Source organism: Corallococcus sp. AB045 (assembly GCF_003668895.1).
GTDB classification, from domain to species: Bacteria; Myxococcota; Myxococcia; order Myxococcales; family Myxococcaceae; genus Corallococcus; species Corallococcus coralloides.
In genome coordinates, this window is sequence record NZ_RAWN01000025.1 from 1 (window position 1) to 19,661 (window position 19,661).

Annotated in this window: 14 protein-coding genes; 11 read left to right on the forward strand and 3 right to left on the reverse strand. The window is 69.2% G+C overall.

From position 1 onward, the window contains the following. A partial coding sequence (locus D7Y21_RS41715; RefSeq protein ID WP_199735385.1) for a hypothetical protein occupies window positions 1–280 on the forward strand: 280 nt, incomplete at its 5' end. Window positions 281–361: 81 nt separating this feature from the next. Here the strand turns inward: D7Y21_RS41715 and D7Y21_RS08610 are convergent. Beyond that, the gene (locus D7Y21_RS08610; protein WP_120561591.1) at window positions 362–850 is read right to left on the reverse strand and encodes a hypothetical protein; all 489 of its coding nucleotides are present in this window, start codon (window positions 848–850) and stop codon (window positions 362–364) included. 262 nt (window positions 851–1,112) lie between these two features. Between D7Y21_RS08610 and D7Y21_RS08615 the strand changes: the two genes are divergently transcribed. The 4 genes from D7Y21_RS08615 (at window position 1,113) to D7Y21_RS08625 (ending at window position 10,094) form a co-directional block, all read left to right on the forward strand. Further along, window positions 1,113–4,076, forward strand: a complete 2,964-nt coding sequence (locus tag D7Y21_RS08615; RefSeq protein WP_121712451.1) for a DNRLRE domain-containing protein — start codon at window positions 1,113–1,115, stop codon at window positions 4,074–4,076. Between the two features lie 52 nt (window positions 4,077–4,128). Next, a complete protein-coding gene (locus tag D7Y21_RS41720; RefSeq protein ID WP_158627258.1) occupies window positions 4,129–4,302 on the forward strand; it encodes a hypothetical protein in 174 nt (57 codons plus the stop codon). Between the two features lie 12 nt (window positions 4,303–4,314). Continuing rightward, complete coding sequence (locus D7Y21_RS08620; protein WP_121712453.1) at window positions 4,315–4,557, forward strand: hypothetical protein; 243 nt, start codon at window positions 4,315–4,317, stop codon at window positions 4,555–4,557. Between the two features lie 419 nt (window positions 4,558–4,976). Then, a complete protein-coding gene (locus tag D7Y21_RS08625; RefSeq protein WP_121712455.1) occupies window positions 4,977–10,094 on the forward strand; it encodes an AAA domain-containing protein in 5,118 nt (1,705 codons plus the stop codon). Here D7Y21_RS08625 and D7Y21_RS43610 read toward each other — a convergent pair. Continuing rightward, window positions 9,979–10,305, reverse strand: a complete 327-nt coding sequence (locus D7Y21_RS43610; protein ID WP_121712456.1) for a hypothetical protein — start codon at window positions 10,303–10,305, stop codon at window positions 9,979–9,981. The genes D7Y21_RS08625 and D7Y21_RS43610 overlap by 116 nt on opposite strands. 489 nt (window positions 10,306–10,794) lie before the next feature. Here D7Y21_RS43610 and D7Y21_RS08640 point away from each other — a divergent pair, with 489 nt between their 5' ends. From D7Y21_RS08640 to D7Y21_RS08650, 3 genes are all read left to right on the forward strand, one after another. Further along, complete coding sequence (locus tag D7Y21_RS08640) at window positions 10,795–14,877, forward strand: Ig-like domain-containing protein (protein WP_147469225.1); 4,083 nt, start codon at window positions 10,795–10,797, stop codon at window positions 14,875–14,877. A gap of 356 nt (window positions 14,878–15,233) precedes the next feature. After that, on the forward strand, window positions 15,234–15,914 hold the full coding sequence (locus D7Y21_RS08645) for a 1-acyl-sn-glycerol-3-phosphate acyltransferase (RefSeq protein WP_120561758.1): 681 nt from the start codon (window positions 15,234–15,236) through the stop codon (window positions 15,912–15,914). Window positions 15,915–16,046: 132 nt separating this feature from the next. Continuing rightward, a complete protein-coding gene (locus tag D7Y21_RS08650) occupies window positions 16,047–16,583 on the forward strand; it encodes a DUF4833 domain-containing protein (RefSeq protein ID WP_233591379.1) in 537 nt (178 codons plus the stop codon). A gap of 76 nt (window positions 16,584–16,659) precedes the next feature. On the opposite strand, the gene D7Y21_RS08655 is transcribed toward D7Y21_RS08650, so the two are convergent. After that, window positions 16,660–17,532: a DMT family transporter gene (locus D7Y21_RS08655; protein ID WP_121712460.1), complete on the reverse strand. Its 873-nt coding sequence runs from the start codon at window positions 17,530–17,532 to the stop codon at window positions 16,660–16,662. A 185-nt stretch (window positions 17,533–17,717) separates the two neighbouring features. Here D7Y21_RS08655 and D7Y21_RS08660 point away from each other — a divergent pair, with 185 nt between their 5' ends. The 3 genes from D7Y21_RS08660 (at window position 17,718) to D7Y21_RS08670 (ending at window position 19,646) form a co-directional block, all read left to right on the forward strand. Continuing rightward, window positions 17,718–18,284, forward strand: coding sequence for an AAA family ATPase (locus D7Y21_RS08660; protein ID WP_121712462.1), 567 nt, complete (start codon window positions 17,718–17,720; stop codon window positions 18,282–18,284). Then, window positions 18,281–19,117, forward strand: a complete 837-nt coding sequence (locus D7Y21_RS08665; RefSeq protein ID WP_121712464.1) for a hypothetical protein — start codon at window positions 18,281–18,283, stop codon at window positions 19,115–19,117. Before D7Y21_RS08660 ends, D7Y21_RS08665 begins: the two co-directional genes overlap by 4 nt. Window positions 19,118–19,334: 217 nt before the next feature. Further along, window positions 19,335–19,646 (forward strand): hypothetical protein, encoded by a 312-nt coding sequence (locus D7Y21_RS08670; protein ID WP_120561597.1) that lies wholly within the window; start codon window positions 19,335–19,337, stop codon window positions 19,644–19,646. The last annotated feature ends 15 nt before the right edge of the window (window positions 19,647–19,661 follow it).

Consider the following 19,661-nt stretch of genomic DNA (forward strand, 5'->3'; position numbering starts at 1 on the left):
TAACAGCCCCTATGCCCGTGGTGGGGTTGGCCTCAACGGCGGCATCGCCACCAACGTGATCGCAGGCGGTGGGGGTGGCTATGGCGGCGGCGGTGGCGTCAGCGGCAGCGCGGGTGGCAGCGCGGGCGGCAATGGGGGCACCGGCGACGGCAGCAGTCTTGGTGCCAATACCTGGTCGACCGCCACGACCCTGCCGGCCGCGGCCGGTGCCGCCTCCTCCGGAGCAGGCAACGCCGGTCTGGTCATCCTGACCTACAACGCGGTCTCCTGCATGCTGTGAGCTGAGTTCGTTCTTGCAGACCGGTGACGGGAGGGCCTGAGGAGAGGGCCCTCCCTTCAACGGCAGTCCATGCGCGGATGCTCAGCGGCGTTGGGCGGAGCCCGGCGCGCTCCCGCGGAAGTCGAACGCAGAGGCGGAAGGCGGGGACGGCACGGCACCGGTGTGGGCGGCCGTGGAGCCGCCCTGCGCCGCGTCGGTGGAGTTGGTCCAGGTGGTCAGGCCCCAGATGAGGATCGGGATGCCCACGGCGGCGGGGAGGAAGGTGCCGACACAGTAGGCGCCGCCGACCTCGCCGCACGTGCTGGCGCCCGCCGCGACGTTCAGCCCACCATAGGCAGTCAGCAGCGCGCCAAACACAGCCATGCCATTTCCAGGGTGGTCGATATCCGAGACGTTCGACCTGGGAATGGCGATTTCACTTCCCTTCGAGGACGTCTTCACGAAGAGGGAGTCCTGATCGCTGCGGACAATCTTGGCGGCGTAGGTTCCTCCATCCACGCGGGAGATGGTCGCGGTGGTCGAACAACCGGAGAGCAGCAGCAAGAACGCCACGGTGAGTTTCTTGGACATCTGTGTGGTCCCCCCTCAACGAAGTGTTTCCAGGGCAACTGTCCTGGCCCCGCTACGGCATGAGCAGGGACGCTGTGACGTCGTTCAGCTCCCCATTCGATAGGAATAAGACGGCGAGCTTGGAAATCCTTCAGAGGCTCTCCAGGAGCGGCCACGGCCCCAATGTCTGGCTCACCCGTTGCTCATGCCCTTCCCTCGTGGTCCCAGAGGGAGAGTGAGCGTGAGACGGATGACAGTCGCAGGGATGTTGTGGGGAATGGGGATGGCGCTCGCGACCCTGGGTGGGTGCGGCGCGCCACTGCCAGCGGAAGAAGATTCACGTGAGCCCGGGGCGGAGACCGTCAGCACGGAGCGCGCGGCGCTCACGACGCGGACGGTCGTCCTGACGCCCACGGAGGACGCGCATGTGGAGGCCGCGTCCCCGAACGCGAGCTTCGGCGCTTCCTCCACCTTGAAGGTCTCGCGAACCCCCGAGGCGCTGACGTACCTGCGCTTCTCCGGGGCCGAGCTCCCCGTTGCCGGGACGGTGACGTCCGCGAGGCTGCGCCTGTTCGCGATGAACAACGCGGCCCAGGGCGTCGTCGTGCACGACTCGCCGGGCGTGCACATCTGGACCGAAAGCGTGACGTGGAACACCCGGCCGGACTGGAGCGACGCCTTGCTCACCTCGAGCGAGGGGCCCGTGAGGAGCGGGACATGGGTGGATCTCGACGTGTCGGGCATGTCCATCCCCAGCCGCTACTACAGCGTCGACTTCCTCCTCTCCGCGAAGGGCACGGACAGCCTCACGTTCGGGTCGAGCGAGTCCTTCGAGTACAAGCCGCAGCTCGTCCTCACCGTGGAGTCCGCCGAGAACAACCCGCCGCCGCCGCCCGCGCCGCTCACGCTCTCCGGCGCGCCGGTGTCCTTCACCGCGAGCGGCGACACGTTCGTCGACGCGGAGAGCCCGGGCACGGCCCAGGGCGGCGCCACGACGTTCAAGGTGGACAGCGCCCCCATGCAGGAGGCCTACCTGCGCTTCCCGGTGCAGGGGCTGACGGAGGCCGTGCAGCGCGCGGTGCTGCGGCTGTACGTGAGCTCGGGGTCGGATGACGGCCCGGCCGTGTACGCGCTGACGGGGCTGCCGTGGAGCGAGGCCAGCGTCACGTGGAGCTCGCGGCCGGCCCGCACGGGCAGCCCGGTGGAGGACGCGCAGGGGCTCGCGACGGGGAGCTGGGTGGACTACGACGTGACGGACCTGGTGCGTGGCAACGGGGACGTGACGTTTGGGCTGTACCCGACCTCCAGCGATGGCGTGACGTTCTTCTCGCGGGAGAGCGCGGATGCGTCGCTGCGTCCCCGGCTGGTCGTCTGGACGGGCGCGGCGAAGACGGCCCCGACGGACGCGTGTCTGACCCGCACGGAGTACGTCGAGGTCCCCGTCAGCGCGCTGCACGACACCTACGCCGCGGCGGATGCGCCGGACTCGAAGTTCCAGCACCACGCTTCGCTGCGGGTGGACGCGGATCCCCGCGAGGAGGCCTTCCTCCGCTTTGATGTCCAGTTGCGGCCGGAGCGCATCCAGCGGGTGGCGCTGCGCCTGTATGCCATTGACGGCACGGGCAACGGGCCCCGGCTCTACCGGGCGTCGACGTTCGACGGGGCGACGACGGACTGGAAGCACCGCCCGGCGCCAGTGGGCGAGCCGCTGGTGGACCTGGGGGCTGTCGCGCGGGATGCGTGGGTGGAGTTGGACGTGACGAACACCGTGACGGCCTCCGGGACGTATGCATTCGCGCTGCTGCCGGACAGCACCAACAGCGTGGGCTTCGTCTCCACGGACGCGGAAGCGCGCCACATCATCGGGGGCGCGCCCCGGTTGGTCGTCACGTATGAGAGTGACCCGTTCTGCTCGTACCGGGGCACGAAGCTGTCGGGGACCACGGCCTGGGTGCGTCAGGACGGAGGCGCGCAGGCGGAGGCCCCCCGTCACGTGGCGCCCGCGCCGGATAGCGGGTTCGCGGTCGTCACCCGGCTCTTCGGCACGGGGACCCCGCCCGTCACGTCGGGTCACACCGTCACCCTGCACCGGGCGGATGGCGCCGTCGCGTGGACGCGCTCCTTTACGCAGGCGGGGGTGCGGTTGGAGAAGGTGGTGGTGACCACGGTGGGCAACGTGCTGGTCGCCGGCACCTACGACGGGGCACCGGACCTGGGCAAGGGGCCGCTGCCCCAGGGCTCCGGCATGGTGGTGATGAAGCTCACGCCTGACGGCACGGTGGACTGGACGCGCGGCTTCCGGGCCTGGTTCGGTGACCCGGGCGACCCGGAGAATTACCAAGACAACCCGATGGAGGTGCTCGACCTGGCCACGGATGCGCACGGCAGCGCGGTGCTCGTAGGCACGTTCTGGGGCTACACGGACTTCGGCAACGGACCGGTGTACTCGGGCAAGGCGTTTCCGTACGACGACGAGTACCCGAACTCCTACGTGCTGAAGCTCCAGTGGGACGGTGCGCACCTCTGGTCGCGCGTGCTGGCCGGGACGTCCCTGGTGGGCACGCGGGCGAACAGCGTCGCCGTGGACGCCAGCGAGGGCGTCATCGTGGGCGGCCAGGCGGGCAGCAACACCGACTTCGGTGGCGGCATCGTCGCGGAGCGCGGAGGCTTCGTCGCCCGGTATGACGTCGGGGGCGACTTCGGCTGGGCGCGGGTGATGAGCGCATGGTTCGGCGAGGTGACCTCCGTGGGCGTGCTGCCCGACCAGCGCATCGCCTTCACGGGGAACTTCAACGGCTTCCTGTCGTTCGCCGGCCAGAGCTACGTCAGCCGCGCGCCGGAGGAATACGAGGGTACCCGGGATGCGCTCGTGGGCATGCTCACCGCGGCGGGTGGGGACGTGGGCTTACGGCAGTTCGCGCACGCCGGGTTCACGGACATGGTGGTGGACGGGGCCGGGAACATCGTGACGACCCAGACCGGCGCGGGGAACCTCGTCGGGCTGGGCGACGTCGGTTGGCACCAGGGCGAACGGCCCCGGCCCACGCTGGCGGCCTTCGGTCCCGGGCTGGAGTCCCGGTGGGTCCGCGTGCTGGGGCTTACGTCCGTGCATGAGCTCCACCTCGCATCCTCCCCGGACGGCGTCGTGGTGGCGGGCAACCTGAAGGAGGCGCTCGAGATGGACGGCACCTGGTACACGCCGCAGTCCCGGCGCTCCGACGTGCTGCTGTTCAAGCTGCGCAAGTAGGCCGCCGTGCCTCGGGGCTCCCACATCCAAGCGGGGGCCCCGGGGACGTGCCGTGCCCTGCTCGGGTGTGTCCTGCTCGAACCACGTGGAGACGATCCAGGAGCCCGCCGAACTGGCTGTCCCGCTGGACGCGACCCCCGACAACATCCGGCTGCGCCTCATCGACGACCCCTCACCGCTGGTGGTGGTGGTGGTGAACGCCTTCCCCGGTAACAAGACCCCATGACCGCCGACCTCATTGCAGGCCTTCTTCTCCCTCAACTCGCAGGTCGCGGACGTGGAGTATCAGAGTCAGCACGAGATCGACGCGGTGGGCGTGGGCTCGGAGAGCTTCGCGGTGCTCATGCCGAAGCACGCCAGCGAGGACAAGGGGCCTTTCACGGTCTACCGCTACCGCGCTGAAGCCGGGAAGACTCTGAGCTACGAGCGGGTGAAGGACACGGACCTCATCGCCCAGGTGCTCAAGGCCAGCAGGGAGTAGGCGACGGAGGCCTCGCACCAATTCCGGATGGCTTCGCCGCCGTGTCAGAATTCCTCCCAACGACGGCAGCACGTCGCCTCCCGCTGGCACTGTCGCGGACCGCGCGCTAACGCCGGGTTGGCGAGGTCGATGAAGCGCTCGTCCATTCCGTGCACAACGGTGAGATGGTTGCCGTCCGGGTTCGTGATGACGACACTGCGGGCGGGCGCACGCGGTATTGGAGAAGGCCCTCGGTTAGAAGAAACCCGCACATGCTGGCGTGCGACATCGGCCAGTGGATGCGTGCTGAACGCGCTTCGGCCTGGGCCGAAAGGCTTCCGACGAGGCCGTGTTGTCAGGGCTGGCGCAGCAGGGGCAGAATGTGACTTCGCCCAGGCCCGCCGTTGGCGCCTGCACGTGGCCTTCGCGAACGATCCTGAATGTCCTCCCCTGATGAGCTGAGCTCCGCAAGAGACCGTGTCGCGCGCGTCTTCCGCTTCCTGCAGGCGCTGAATCAGCACCGCAACCCCGCGCCGCGCTTGCTGCGCGAACAGCCTTGGAGCCAGCGGCTCCACGGCCTCCCGGAGCATCCCAGTGTGCGCCTCGTGCGCCCCGTCGAGCCCTCCGGGGTCGACACCGACTCTGGAGGCGGCGAAGGCGGAGAGGTCATCCTTCGGGTCCGCCGTCCCTCCCTCACTCCGCCGCCTGAGCCGCCCGAAGTACTGGAGGAGTGGCTGCTGAGCGGGTGGCGCGACCCCTTCAAGGCGATAGAGACGCGGGCCTCGCGCAACGAGCTGGGGCCAGAGGGGAAATCGTTGTTGGTGCGCTTCGAGCACGATGCGGCGCGCGTCGCGGCGCTCGCGGAGTGGCGGTCCCGACGCGACGCATGGGTGCACAACGAGCGGCCCGCGGTGGAGGCAATGGGTCTCTTCGAGCGGCTGTATGAGCTCCACGGGCGGCTTGAGCGTGAGGGCGAGCGCCTCGAACTCGTCGTGGGCGATGGCCTGCTGAGTTGGCGGCGTCCCGAGGGCGGAATTTTCCATCCCGTGCTGCTTCAACGAGTGCAACTCGGCTTTGACCCCTCCATCCCGGAGTTCTCCGTCACCGAGAGCGGCCGGCCTCCGGACCTCTACAGCGAGCTCTTCCGCACCGTGCCAGAGGTGGACGGCCGGGTGCTGGCACGCTGCCGCGATGAGCTTCTCCAGGGAGGCTTCGGTCCGTTGGGCAGCGCCGATACCTCCGGCTTTCTCCGACGGCTGGTGGCCCACTTCGCCGCGCAGGCAAACTTCCGTGAGGACGGCCCACCCCGGCCGGACGCGGAGCCGCCTCAACTGGGCCGCGATCCCGTCCTTTTCTTGCGCACGCGCAGCCTCGGCTTTGCCCGCATCCTGGAGGGCATCCTCGAGGATCTTGATGAGCGCGAGGAACTGCCGCCTGCGTTGTTGCGGACCGTGGGCGCCGACCCCGCCTCCGCAGACGCAGGCCCCGCCGAATCGGCGGCTGGCTCCATGCAGCCGCCGATAGAAGTGCTGCTGAGCAAGCCCGCAAATCCGGAGCAGGAGGAAATTGCGCAGCGCCTCGCGCAACATGGTTGCGTGCTCGTCCAGGGCCCTCCGGGCACCGGCAAGACGCACACCATCGCCAACCTCGTGGGCCACCTGCTTGCCCAGGGCAAGAGCGTGCTGGTGACGAGCCACACCACCAAGGCCCTCAAAGTACTGCGTGACCAAGTTGTGCCGGAGCTGCGCCCTCTGTGCGTCAGCGTGTTGGAGAGCGACCTCGATAGCCGCAAGCAGTTGGAGGGCGCAGTGGGCGCTATCGCCGAGCGCCTGTCCTCAAGCGATGCCGCGCGGCTTGACAATGAGGCAGACGTCCTCGCGGGGCGCAGAAAACGTCTTGTAGCCGAGTTGCAGAAGGCGCGCGCTGCGCTCCTGGATGCCCAGTCCGACGAATACCGCGATGTGGTGTTGGCAGGGCAGTCTTGGGCGCCGTCACAGGCTGCACGCAAGGTTGCGGCCGAAGCAGAGACGCACCAGTGGATGCCCGGGCCCGTGCGATTGGGCGCGGCACTGTCGCTCTCGGACGAGGAAGTGCGTGAACTCTACCGCACCAACCGAGAAGTGTCCGCCGCGCACGAGGGTGAACTCGCGCGTGTGCTGCCCGCCCCTCAGGACATCCTATCGCCCCAAGATTTCGTATCCCTGCTGGAGAGGCGGCAGTCCATCGCGAGCCAGGAGCGCGACTTCCGCGCGGAACTGTGGGCCTCCGCGCCCCATGCGGACGAGGCGGCCGACCTCGAGGACGTGGCGGCCCGCTGCGCGCGCGCCATGGCGCCCCTTGGCAAGGGGGTGGCGTGGAAGCTCGCGGTGGCGGCCGCCGGGGCGTCGGGCGAAGCAGATTCCGCCCCCTGGCAGTCACTCCTGTCACTTGTCGAGCGCGTGCGCACGGAGGCCTCGGACGTGCGCGAACTCCTCTTGCAGCATGCCCCTCATGTCGGAGGCGACTCGCCGCTCGATGAACAACTCCGGGTCGTAGGCGAACTTCAAGAGCACGTGGCGGCAGGCGGTTCCCTCGGCGTACTTGCACTCCTCCCCCGTCCAGCCTGGAAGCGCTTCCTACGAAGCAGCCGGGTGGCGACGGGAGTGCCCCGGATGCCAGTGCACTTCGATGCACTCGCGGCGCTCCTGCGGGTGCGGGAGCTGCGGCAAACGCTCTGCGGGCGCTGGGACCGGCAGATGGCGCTTCTGGGGGCTCCCGCCTCTGCGCTGCTAGGAGATGCTCCCGAGGAGTCGGCGGCGCAGCTGTGCGCGGAAATCCGCCGGAGCCTGGGCTGGGCGGGCACCCTATGGGCGCCGCTTGAGAGGGACCTGGAGTTGCTCGGCTTGCGCTGGCGCATTCTTCTCGACGAGGCGCCTGTCAACCTTGCGCCTCATGGCGCGCTGTTGCGCCTGCGGGACACCGTCCTCGGCGACGTCACGCGTGCGCTGCGTGCCCGCGCCCGCGCACTGGAACTCGCGCGCGTGGAGGCCCGCCTGCGCGCGGCCTTGCGTCGCTTCGATACCTGGGGCGGGCATGCAAGCCCCTCCTCCACGGTTCGAGGCCTCGTCCACGCAGCAGTGCCCCGGGATACGGCGGCCTACGCCCGCGCCTTCGCCCAGTTGGTGGACGTGCACGGGCGCCGCCAAGCTCTCGCCCGTCGCCAGGAACTGCTCGCGCGGCTGGATGTAGTTGGCCCGGGGTGGGCTACGGCCATTCGGGAGCGGCAAGGTCCGCACGGCCACGCAGAGCCCCCAGGCGAACCTCTCGCCGCATGGTGCTGGCGTCAGCTTCATGACGAACTGGAGCGCCGCGGGCGGGTGCAACTCGCCGACGTGCAGGCGAAGATTGACACAACCGGGGAGCAGTTGCGGCGAACGACGGCGGAACTCATTGAGCGCCGCGCGTGGGCGGCCCAAGTGAGGCGCACCACTCTCGCTCAGCAGCAGGCGCTGGTGGGCTGGCTCGACACCGTGCGCCGCATCGGGAAGGGGACAGGCCGGCGGACTCCGCAGCTGCGGGCTGCGGCGGCCCAGCAGATGAACGAGTGCCGCGAGGCGGTGCCCGTATGGGTCATGCCCCTCGCCCAGGTCGTGGAGAACTTCAACGCCGCCACGCGCTTCGACGTCGTCATCATCGACGAGGCGAGCCAAAGCGACGCCATGGCCCTCATCGCTCTCTACATGGCGAAGAGTGCTGTGGTGGTGGGAGACCATGAGCAGGTGAGTCCGTCCGCCGTCGGGCAGAACCTGGACGTGGTGGAGCACCTCATCAGTCAGTACCTCGAGGGCATCCCCAACGCGCACCTCTACGATGGGAAGCTGTCGGTGTACGACCTCGCGCGCGCCTCCTTCGGGGGGATGGTCTGTCTCACCGAGCACTTCCGGTGCGTGCCGGACATCATCGAATTCAGCAACCAGCTCTCCTACGAGGGGCGCATCAAGCCGCTGCGCGAGGCGGCGAGCGCGCGCGTCGCGCCCGCGCTCCTTGTCCACCGGGTGGAGGGGCGCGCGGAGGACAAGGTGAACCCGCAGGAGGCGCTTACCGTCGCGTCGCTCATCGCTGCCGCGGTGGAGCGCCCGGAGTACGCCGGGCTCAGCTTCGGGGTCATTTCGCTGGTAGGCGAGGACCAAGCCCTCGAGGTGGAGCGAATCCTGCGCAGCCGGCTCCACCCGGCCGAGTACGAGCGCCGTCGCCTGTTATGCGGCAACGCAGCGCAGTTTCAAGGCGATGAGCGCGACGTGATGTTCCTCACCATGGTGGACAGTCACCGCGAAGGGCCTTTGTCCAAGCGCGATACCCAGGACTTCAAGCAGCGCTTCAACGTCGCCGTGAGTCGCGCCCGCGACCAACTCTGGGTGGTGCATTCCCTCAACCCGAGCGTGGACTTGAAGCCGGGAGATCTCCGGCGCCGGCTGCTGGAGCACTGCACCAATCCGCGGGGCGTGGAGCAGACGCTCCAGCGTGCGGAGGCGAAGCTGGAGTCGCCCTTCGAGCGAGACGTGCTGGCGCGCCTCGTGCGCGCGGGCTATCGGGTGACGCCTCAGTGGCCCGTCGGGCATTACCGCATCGACCTTGTCGTCGAGGGCGGCGGCCGACGCCTCGCGATCGAATGCGACGGAGACCGATTCCACCCGCTGGAGAAGCTGCCCGAGGACATGGCGCGTCAGGCAATCCTCGAGCGGCTTGGCTGGCGTTTCGTTCGTCTGCGCGGCAGCGCCTTCTTCCGCGACCCTGAAGCGGCGATGGCGCCGCTCTTCGCGAAGCTGCGAGAGTTCGAGATTCCACTAGAGGGCGAGGAACGCGTCGCTGCTGAGGGGGCCACGGAGGCGGCCCTGCGAACGGCCATCGTCCAGCACGCGGAGGCACTTCAGCGCAAATGGAAGGGTGCGAACAGCGATGCAAGGCTCGTCGCTCAGGCCACCGAGGGCGGACACGGGAATTGGACTCCGTCCCTCACTCCTTCTCCAAGGACAGTCGTGGCTGAGCCACTGACGGTCGCAGGAGCAGCACAGCTTCCCGTATCCCTGTCGCTCTCTGCTCCCCTCGCCACCGCAGCGCTAGGCGACTTCGCGCCCAAGAGCGATGGCGGCAATGCTACGGTCCTGCGCTCCGAAGCGCGTACGGCACGGCCATCCCAAGGGCGAAGGGAGGCTGCGTCACAACGGCCGGCGGCGAGCGGAAGAGCATCACCAGACCCGCTGCCCGACGCCGTGGCTGCTCTCCTGCCCGAGAATGCCTTCGTCTGCGCTACCTGCAAGTCACGCAGGCGATTGTGGGTGGGGGAGAAGGGACCGTTTTTGAAGTGCGACACCCGCGGGTGTGGCCAGGGAGAGGGCGTGGAGGTGGAGACGCTCGCTCAAGCCCTCCGGCAGATTGCCGCGAAGTGCTCGTGCCACTCGCCGGTCAGGGCTGCCATCGGTCGCGCGGGGCATCCGACCCTCGTCTGCGCAAACGCCGCATGCACGCAGAACCTTGCCTGGAAGGAACTCCGGGACCGTCTTCGCAACCAGTCACGCTAACGCGAGGCCCTGGGCAAAGCTGCTTCGCATCCTCCGAAGCTGCGAAGTCAGCAAGCTCGTTCCAATCGAATGCGAACTCGGAGTTCGAGCCCGGAAAGGAGCCGCTGGACGCGAACGTGTCGTTGACCTTCGCCACCGGCGGACCGACGTAGCCGCAGCCCTCCCCTCGGTACTCCCAGGGGCACAGCTGCGTGATGATACGTAGCGGAATCCGGACGCCTTTCCCTCAAACAGGTGAGGAGGAGGCGAGAGCGGGGAAGGAGGCAGCGGCCTGAACGGAGCGGATGAAGCAGAGGACGCCGCGAGAGGACTTACGCCGAGTTGCGGAGGAGGACGTTCGACTTCGACGTGTTCGCCTGCGTGAGGTGTGGAGGCAGGCTTAAGGGTGTTGGCGTACGTGAAGGGAGCACGAGGGGTGCGCGCGACTCTGAAGCACCTGGGGTTGCGCACGGCGAGTGCGCACCTGGGCTGCTGGCTCGGTAGAAGCCCACGAGGATGGCGGCCCCTCAGCCCTTGGCGTTCAGCGCCACGCTGCCAGCCCGGGCCTGACGCAACCGGCGACCGGGCGCGGGCGATAATGCACCGGCCCTGGTGAGAGCAATCTCCAGGGCCGGTGCTGTTTGTGCGCCCCTCCAAGGACACCCACCCCATGCATGCCCATCTCCCGGAGCGGACCGTCCGCTCCCTCATCGGAGCACTCATGCTCCTGCTGCTGACCCGCTGTGCCGCGCCCACCGAGGCGCCCGCGCCCATCACTGTGCGTCAGGCGCTCGCATGCAGCGGTGGCGGCAGCATCGACCAGCACGCCGCGCAGTGCGACGGCACGGGGAAGCTGCTGTCCTGGGCGCCTCCCACGAACCCGGGCAGCTCCGCCGCGTATGACTATGTGCTGGAGTTGAACCAGAACTACCTGCTCGCGCTCCCCAACCTGTCCAACCTCACGAACCCTTCGGTGGCCAGGCCGGCCTACTACGCGCACTCGTACCTGTGCAGCGGCACGGCGCCCGGGTGTTCTCCCGCGGGTCAGCCGGTGGGCTGGCCGCACAACCCCGCCGGCCTGAACGCGATGCTCATCGAGTCCGGCCTTGCGTACTCGCCCTACAAGAACGACCCGCGCCTGCGCGACGTCGCACTGGCGCTGCTGGACTGGCACCTGGCGCACGGCATGACGGCCGTGGGGGACCACTGGTCGCGGGTGCCCTACGCGAGCGGCGCCAGCGGCACGCTGACATACGCTGGCGCGCAGGCGGGCGGCTCGGTGGGCGTGGGTGACGGCGTGGGCTACCTCCAGCCGGAGAAGGTGGGCGCGCTCGCGTGGGCCGCCGTCCAGGCCTTCAAGTTCAATGGCAACACGGCCTATCGCGACATGGCCATCAACGCGGCCAACCAGCTCACCAGCCACCTGCGCACTCCGAGCGCCACCGTGTCACCGTGGCCGTACCGCGTGCGGGCCTCCGACAACGCCGTGCGCACCGGCGCGAACATCGTCGACAACTACGCGTCCAACGTCGTGGAGCCCCTCAAGCTGTTCCAGGAACTCATCCGGCTGGGACAGGCGGGCACGCTGAACGGAGCGCCCGGCTACAGCGGCACGCAGCTGGCCCAATGGCAGAGCGCCCAGGCCACCGTCCTCGCGTGGCTGCTGGGCGGCAACGGCCCCATCGCGACTCAGAACTGGACCCAGTACTTCGAGGACGTGGGCTCGGACGCCACCAACAACCTGAACCAGCTCGTTCCCGGGGAGACGGCCAAGTTCCTGATGGACAACCCCAGCCTGGATCCGAACTGGCAGGCGCACGTGCAGAACATCATCGCCTTCATCGAGACGAACTTCGGAGACACGCTGGAGTTCGGCGCGCGTCCCATCAAGGAGCAGTACGCGTTCCACTACAAGATGGGCAGCCACACCGCGCGCTACGCCGCCGTGAACGCGCGCTACGCGGAGCTCACCGGGGACGCGACGGCGAAGGACAAGGCCTTCCGCGCGTTCAACTGGGCCACGTACATGGTGCGCGACAGCGGGCTCACCATTGACGGGCCGTATCCCAACAACGTCTGGTTCACGGACGGGTGGGGTGACTTCATCCGGCACTTCGTCATCGGCATGGGCGCGCAGCCGGACTGGGCGCCCGCCGGACAGAACCACCTGCTGCGCTCCACCTCCGTCGTGAAGAGCATCACCTACGGTCCCGGCAACGAGGTCCGCTACACCACCTACGATGCCAGCGCGACGGAGGTGCTGCGCCTCGCCTTCGTCCCCTCGGCGGTGTCGGCGGGCGGCACCGCCCTGTCGCAGCGTACGGACCTGGCCGCGGACGGGTGGACCTTCGACCCCGGCAACAATGCGCTCCGCATCCGCCACTCGACCAGCGGGGTCATCGTCATCTCCGGGGCGCCTCCCACCGCCCCCGCCGTCGCCATCACCGCGCCCTCGGCCGGGCAGAACTTCACCGCGCCCGCGACGCTCAGCCTGGGCGCCACGGCCACGCCCATCTCCGGCCGTACGCTGGCCAGCGTCACGTTCCGCGCGGGCGCCACCGTGCTCTGCGCCGTGAACGCCCCCGTCTCCAACCCGGTCACCTGCACGGCCACGAGCAGCCTGGGCAATGGCAGCCACACCGTGAGCGCGGAGGCGGTGGACAGCCTGGGTGAGAGCGGCTCCGCGTCGGTGGCCATCACGGTCGCCGGCCCGCCCACCGTCAGCATCCTGAGTCCCGCGTCCGGCGCCACGCTGCCCACGGGCAGCACGACGCTCAGCGCTTCGGCCAGCGCGGGCGCCGGGCGGACCCTCACGCGCGTGGAGTTCTTCCAGGGCACCACGTCGCTCTGCTTCACGACGACCGGCACGGCCTGCGCGTGGAACGCGACGGCCGGCACGTTCACGAATGTCATTGCCCGCGCGACGGACAATGGCAGCCCGGCGCTCGTCACTGACTCCTCGCCGGTGAGCTTCACGGTGAGCCCCTCCGTGGGTGGCGTTCGGCTCGTGGGCGTGGACACCGTGGGGACGCAGAACGACTTCGACAACGGCGGCTCGGTGAACGCCTTCCAGTACACCGCCGTCGCGACCGGGACGCTGGGGACGCTCAAGGTCTTCGCGGCGCCGGGCAATGCCAATGCGTCGCTGTCCATCGGCGTCTACAGCGATGCCTCGGGCGCTCCGGGGACGCTGCTCTCTTCCTGCACCACCCCGGTGGTGGAGCCGCTGCCGCTGGTGACGGGGCAGTGGTACGGCTGCACCGCCGCGCCGCAGGTGACGCTGACGTCGGGCACCGTCTACTGGCTGGCGCTGTTGGGCGCGAACGGGGGCGGCGTGTTCCGTTACATGGACCTGCCCACCGGCTCCATGCGCTATTCGCCGACGGGCCTCTCCTCGCTGCCGGGCCCCACGTTCGGCACCTCCACGGTGTACGCGGGCGCGTCCAACGCTTCGATGTATGGCCTCTCCGCGGGCGGCACCACCGCGCCGACGGTGTCCATCACCCAGCCGGCCGCCAACGCCAACTTCACCGCGCCTGCCAACCTGAACCTCCAGGCCACGGCCACGGCGGGCCCGGGCCGCACGCTCACGAAGGTGGAGTTCTTCGACAACGGCACCACGCTGCTCTGCACGGTGAATGCGCCCACCTCAACGTCCGTGAGCTGCGGCGTCAGCTCGCTCCAGGACGGCGCGCACAGCGTGACGGCGAGGGCCACCGACGACTCGCTCCAGGCCACCACCTCCGCCGCGGTGCCCCTCACGCTGTCAAACCCGCCCACGGTGAGCCTCACCTCTCCCACTGCCAATGCCACGTACACCGCGCCGGCCTCCGTGCCGCTGGCCGCGACCGCCAGCGCGGGCTTCAGCCGGAGCATCGCGCGGGTGGACTTCTACGCGGACGGCACGTCGCTCGTCTGCTCCAGCACCACCAGCCCCTACGGCTGCACCTGGAGCAATCCCTCCCAGGGAAGCCATACGGTGCGCGCCGTGGCCGTGGACACGGGCAATCCCGCTGCCAGCACGAACTCCGCCACGGTCTCCATCACCGTGAGCAGCGCCACCACCGTGCCCGCGACGCCCACGGGCCTGACGGCGACGGCGGTGTCGCCGGGGCAGATCAACCTGGCGTGGACCGATGCCTCGACCAACGAGAGCGGCTTCCTGGTGGAGCGGGCGCCGGACGTCTCCGGGGCCCCGGGCACCTTCGCCCAGGTCGGAACGCCGGGCGCCAACGTGACGACGTTCAGTGACACGGGCCGGGCCGCGAGCACCCGCTACTGGTACCGGGTCCGCGCGACCAACGCCGCGGGGAACTCGGCCTTCACGGCCAACGCCAGCGCGACGACCCCCGCCGCGCCCACCGCCCTCGTCGGCAACAGCACCGTGCTGACGACGTCCGACTTCGAGAACGCCGGCGTCGCGGCGGCGTTCAGCTACGCGGCGAATGCCACCGGCAACGTCACGCGGCTGAATCTCTACGTGGATGCGCAGACGACGGCCACCACGCTCCGGCTCGGCCTGTATGCGAATGGGAACGGGACGCCCGGCGCGCAGCTGCGCACCTGCACTGTCACGCCCGTCACCCCCGGGGCATGGAACGTCTGCACCATCACGTCACAGGCGGTGACGTCGGGCACGACGTACTGGCTGGCGGTCCTCGCGCCCACCGGCGACATCTACTGGCGTCACACCGGCGGCACTGGCTCCTACAAGGTCCAGCCAGGGCTGACGGCGCTGCCCGCCACCTGGTCCGGCACCGGCGGCTACCCGGGTAGCAACATGTCCGCCTACGCCGGCAACTGAGCCAGCCCCCGCCACCCGACGGCCCTTCGCTCGGAACAGGGTGGAGGGCTCCGCCTCCACCCACGCGGACAGCGCGGCGCCTTGGAGCTCGGGCGTCGCCGGACCCGGCGGGGACATCCTCTGGCAGCGGGCTGACTCCTACAGCGTATAGGCGGGAATGTGAGCCCGGTGCGGCAGTCGTGCTCACAGGCGCTGGGCGATGCAGCCTTCGCCCAGCGCCGCTGGACCGCCTTCGTGCACCGGGCGTCATCCATGCCCACCTACGCTGGGTGAATCCATCCATCCGTGACAGAGTGGGAGCCATCCGAATCCTCCTCTCGATCGCGTTCTGGATCTTCTTCGCGCTGTCCAGCGCGATGCTGTTCCTTGGAGCGCTCCTGCTGTGGGCGCTCACCCGCCCGTTTGACGCGAATGGACGCGTGCTTCACCTGTACTCGTGCTTCTGGGCACAGCTGTATTTCTACGTGAACCCGATGTGGCACCTGCGGGTGGAGGGCCGCGAACGCCTGCCCTGGAAGGGCGCGGCGGTGCTGGTGGCCAACCACGAGTCGCTGGGGGACATCCTGGTCCTCTTCGGCCTCTACCGGCCTTTCAAGTGGGTCTCCAAGGCGGAGAACTTCAAGCTGCCGCTCATCGGCTGGAACATGCATCTCAACCGGTATGTGCCGCTCATCCGCGGAGACCGGGCGAGCATCATCCAGATGATGGCCGGGTGTGAGCGTTGGCTGTCGCGTGGCGTCCCCATCCTGATGTTTCCCGAAGGCACCCGCTCCAAGGATGGGGAGGTGAAGGCCTTCAAGGATGGCGCCTTCACGCTGTCCATCCAGCAGCGCTGCCCCATCATCCCCGTGGTCCTCACTGGCACCGCGCGGACCATGCCCAAGCACGGGCTGGTCATCCAGCAGGCGGTCCACGCCCGGGTGCGCGTGCTGGAGCCCATCGACCCGGAGGGCTTCGCCGGGGACGTGCACGCCCTGCGCGACCACGTGCGCGATGTCATTGTCCGTGAGAAGGCGCGCATGGAAGCCGAGCGCTGAACGTCACGCAACCGGGCCGAATTCTGTGAAAAGTGTGCCGGGCGGGTGACAGTTCCGGGGGACAGCGGTATTCGACATCCCGATATGGCCTCGCGGGCGACCGCCGTCACTGCGCGATGCATGGGGACCCCTATGTTTCCTGAACCCAGGCTCGGCACCCTCACCGCCGTTGCGCTGACGAGCGTCGCGACCCTGGCCTCCGCGGCCGGAGAGCCCCTCCCAGCGCAGTCCGCCTTCTTCCTGACGCGGAGCGAGAACCGGAACCAGGTCCACTACGCCCTGCGCCTGGACGAGGCTTGCCGCCCGGTGGGGACGCGCCCCGTGCAGGTGTACTGGCGGATGTTGGAGCGCGGGCCCTCGGAGGTGGAGGAACTGCTGGGGGTCGAGCAACCCGTGTATGGGCTGGAGGACCCGCAGCCGGTCGAAGCCACCGCGGATGGCTGGCGGGTCCGGGTGAGCCTGAGGGCCTTTCCCTCGCGCCCCGTCGACATCACCACCGCGCGGGTCGACGGCAAATGCCAGGTCCAGGCGTGGACGAAGCTGGGCAACAGCGTCGCCCGGCTGGAGCACGTCTTCGTGAAGACGTCCTGGCCCTTCTCGGTCGACTTCGTGCGGCTGGATGGTGTGGGCCCGGAAGGGCAGCCCGTCCATGAGCTGATTCGCCAGTGAGGTGGGATTCCCTTCCAGGCCCTTCTTGTCTCCGCCCGAGCTCGCTTCGCGCATAGGCGCGCTGCGGACGTGCCCGTCAGTGCTTCGCCGTCATGGGACGCTGCTTCGCACGCAGGCTCAGCAGAACGCCCGCAAGCAGCGCGGTGCCACCCAGGAGCAGCCGCTGGGTGAGGGGCTCTCCGAGCAGCAGCACCGCGCCCACCGCCGCGATGACCGGGACGCACAGCTGCACTACCGCCGCGCGCGCGCTGCTCAGGTGGGGCAGCGCTGCGTACCAGAGGCTGTAGCCCACGCCCGAGGCAAACGCGCCGGACGTGACCGCGAGCAGCAGCCCCTTCGGCGACGGGCGTGGGGCCGCGTCCAGAGCGTGGGCGAGCATCACGAGTGCCAGGGCCAGCGGCACGCCGCGCACGAAGTTGCCGGCCGTTGCCGCGAGAGGGTCCGTGCTTCCACGCCCCCTCAGGCTGTAGATGCCCCACGCCATGCCCGCCGCGGCCATGAGCCCCGCGCCGAGCGCATCCGGTGCGCTCGCTCCAGGAAGCGTGAGCCCCGCGAGCCCCGAGAGTGCCACCGCGAGCCCCGCCCACTCGAGCGCGCGTGGCCGCTCACCGCGCGCGAGCCCTGCCGCGAGCATGGTGAGCTGCACGCAGCCGAAGAGCAGTAGGGCGCCCACGCCCGCCCCGATGCGCACGTACGCGAAGCTGAAGCCGGCCGCATACACGAAGAGCGCAAGCGCCGAGCCCCAGCTCCCATGCCCCGTGGCCCCGCGGCCGCCCCGCCGGAGCCGCAGCAGCAGCGCGAGCATCAGCGCTCCCGACGCAAGCCGCACCAGCGTGAACGAACCCGCGTCGATGCCGCGCCCCGCGCCACCCGAGAGGGCAGCGCGGCACAGCAGCGAGTTCGCGGCGAAGCCCAGGAGGGCAAGCAGGGTGAGGAGGGGAGTGCTCACGCAGCAGGGACATAGCGGGCCGCATGACGCGCGTCACGTCCCCGGGCACCGGCTCCCTAGGTCCCGGGATGCCCTCCAATCGTGCCCTTGCGTCCGACGAGCAGCGGACAGGGGACTGCAAGACGCGGAGGAGCGCGGGTTGTGGCTAGGATGATGTGCCTGCCGCAGTGGGGAGGAATTTGGAAATGTCCGGTTCAGTCGCCGTGCCGCCGCGCATCCTCCTCATTGGGCTCTCTGGAGTGGGGAAGTCCACGCTTGCGCAGGCCCTGTGCTCCCGCTGGGAGCTGCCCCACGTCCACATCGACGGCTTCCGCCGCGAGCACGGTGACGGCACTGTCGCGGGGGAGTACTTCGCCAGGGCCTGGTTCCTCCGCGCCTGCTCGCGCACGTCCCGGGGCATCTTCGAGTTCTCCGGCTCCGGCATCCACCGGGCCGCCGTCCGGCATGCGTTTCAGGAGAGCGCCATCCCGCTTCTCACCGTCTGGCTGGTCATGCCGCATGCTCGCAGGCACGAGCGGCTTGCCGCACGCCAGGAGCCGGGCACTCCGCGGCCGGACTGGAAGCTGCCGGTTTCCTCCAATGTCATCGACGAGGACGGCCGGAGGACGCTTGAGCAGGACCTGGCGCAGGGCTTCTGGGAGGGCCCACCGGGCTGGCGTGCCGAGCGGCTGGAGGCAGTGGCTTCATTTGAAATCCTGCACCAGCGCTTCATGGAATTGGTGCGGGAGCCCACCTCCCGAGGCTGCCCATGACGGAGCTTCGCAAACTGCCGCCGGAGAGCGTGCTGCTCGTGACGCTGGACTCGCTTCGCTATGACACGGCCGTGCGGGCCACCTGCTCCTCGCTGTCCCGGCTGGGCCCGCCCATCCGGGCCATGGCACCGGCCCACTTCACGTTCGCCTCGCACGCGGCCATGTGGGTGGGCACCACGCCGGGCGTTCCGGGCCTGAAGCAGCCCTTCCTCGACCCGAAGTGGGGACGCCTCTTCCGGTTGGTGAATGGCAAGGTCCGCGCCACGCCCCGGGACGGCTTCCTGTTGCCGGGGCGCAGCATCATCGATGGGTTCGGCCAGCTCGGTTACCGCACGGTGGGCACGGGCGCTGTCGATTGGTTCGACCCCGGCACACCCACCGGGGCCTGGCTCTGCCAGGACTTCCAGCGATTCTTCTACCCTCAAACTCCCTCCGCGCTGGGCAGCCAGCTGGCGTGGCTGTCCAAGGAACTGACCACCGGCGACGCTCCCGCCTTCTGCTTCCTCAATGCCGGCGAGACGCATGTGCCCTACTGGCATGAAGGGGCCTCCTGGAGCCCTGGGGAGAACCCCTGCGTTCCCTATGGCCAGACCAACAGCCGTGCGCTCTGCGAGTCACGACAGCGCTCCTGTCTGGAGTTCATCGAGGCCCGGCTCGCGCCGCTGCTTGATGCCTTCAGCGAGGCGACCATCCTCGTCACGGCGGACCATGGGGACTGCTGGGGCGAGGACGGGCTGTGGGAGCACGGAACGTGGCACGCGAAGACGATGGAGGTGCCACTCTGGCTCCAGGTGCGCGGCCAGCGGGTAACGGGCCCGGAGGCTGCGCCATGAGCGCGGATTCGCTTTCTCCCGAGCAGTCCGCCCCGGAAGCCAACGTCGGTGCGCCCACCGCGCAGCCCAATCATTTACACACACCTGCTCAAGCCGCCCTCCCAGGCAGACGGTCTCCAGGCGCACCCCGTACCGGAGCGCCTCCCGCGGTTCAGCGAGCCGTGGCGTATGGCCGTGGATTGTGCGCTGGACCCGGGGTCGAGGAAGCTGCCGCCCCATGAAAATCAATCCAGCCGTGCTCATCATCACCGGCGGCTTCAGCCTGTTCTTCCTCGTGTCCGGTGTGCGAGCCCTGGTGCGCAAGCGGATGACAGTCGTGAACCCCGCCCATTCCGGGGCGTGGCCGGGCCTGCTTGGCAAAGCCATGCACTCGCAGATGCCGAAGAACCCGTTTGAGCCTCACCCTTCGCTCCACACGGAGGCGACGGGGGGCCGGGCCCTCGGGATGGCAGTGCTCTACATCGTGCTGGGCGTGGCCTTCCTGGGCCTGGGCATCTTCGCCACGCTGGTGGAGAACGACGTGCTCTGAAGCAGCGGGCCCGCC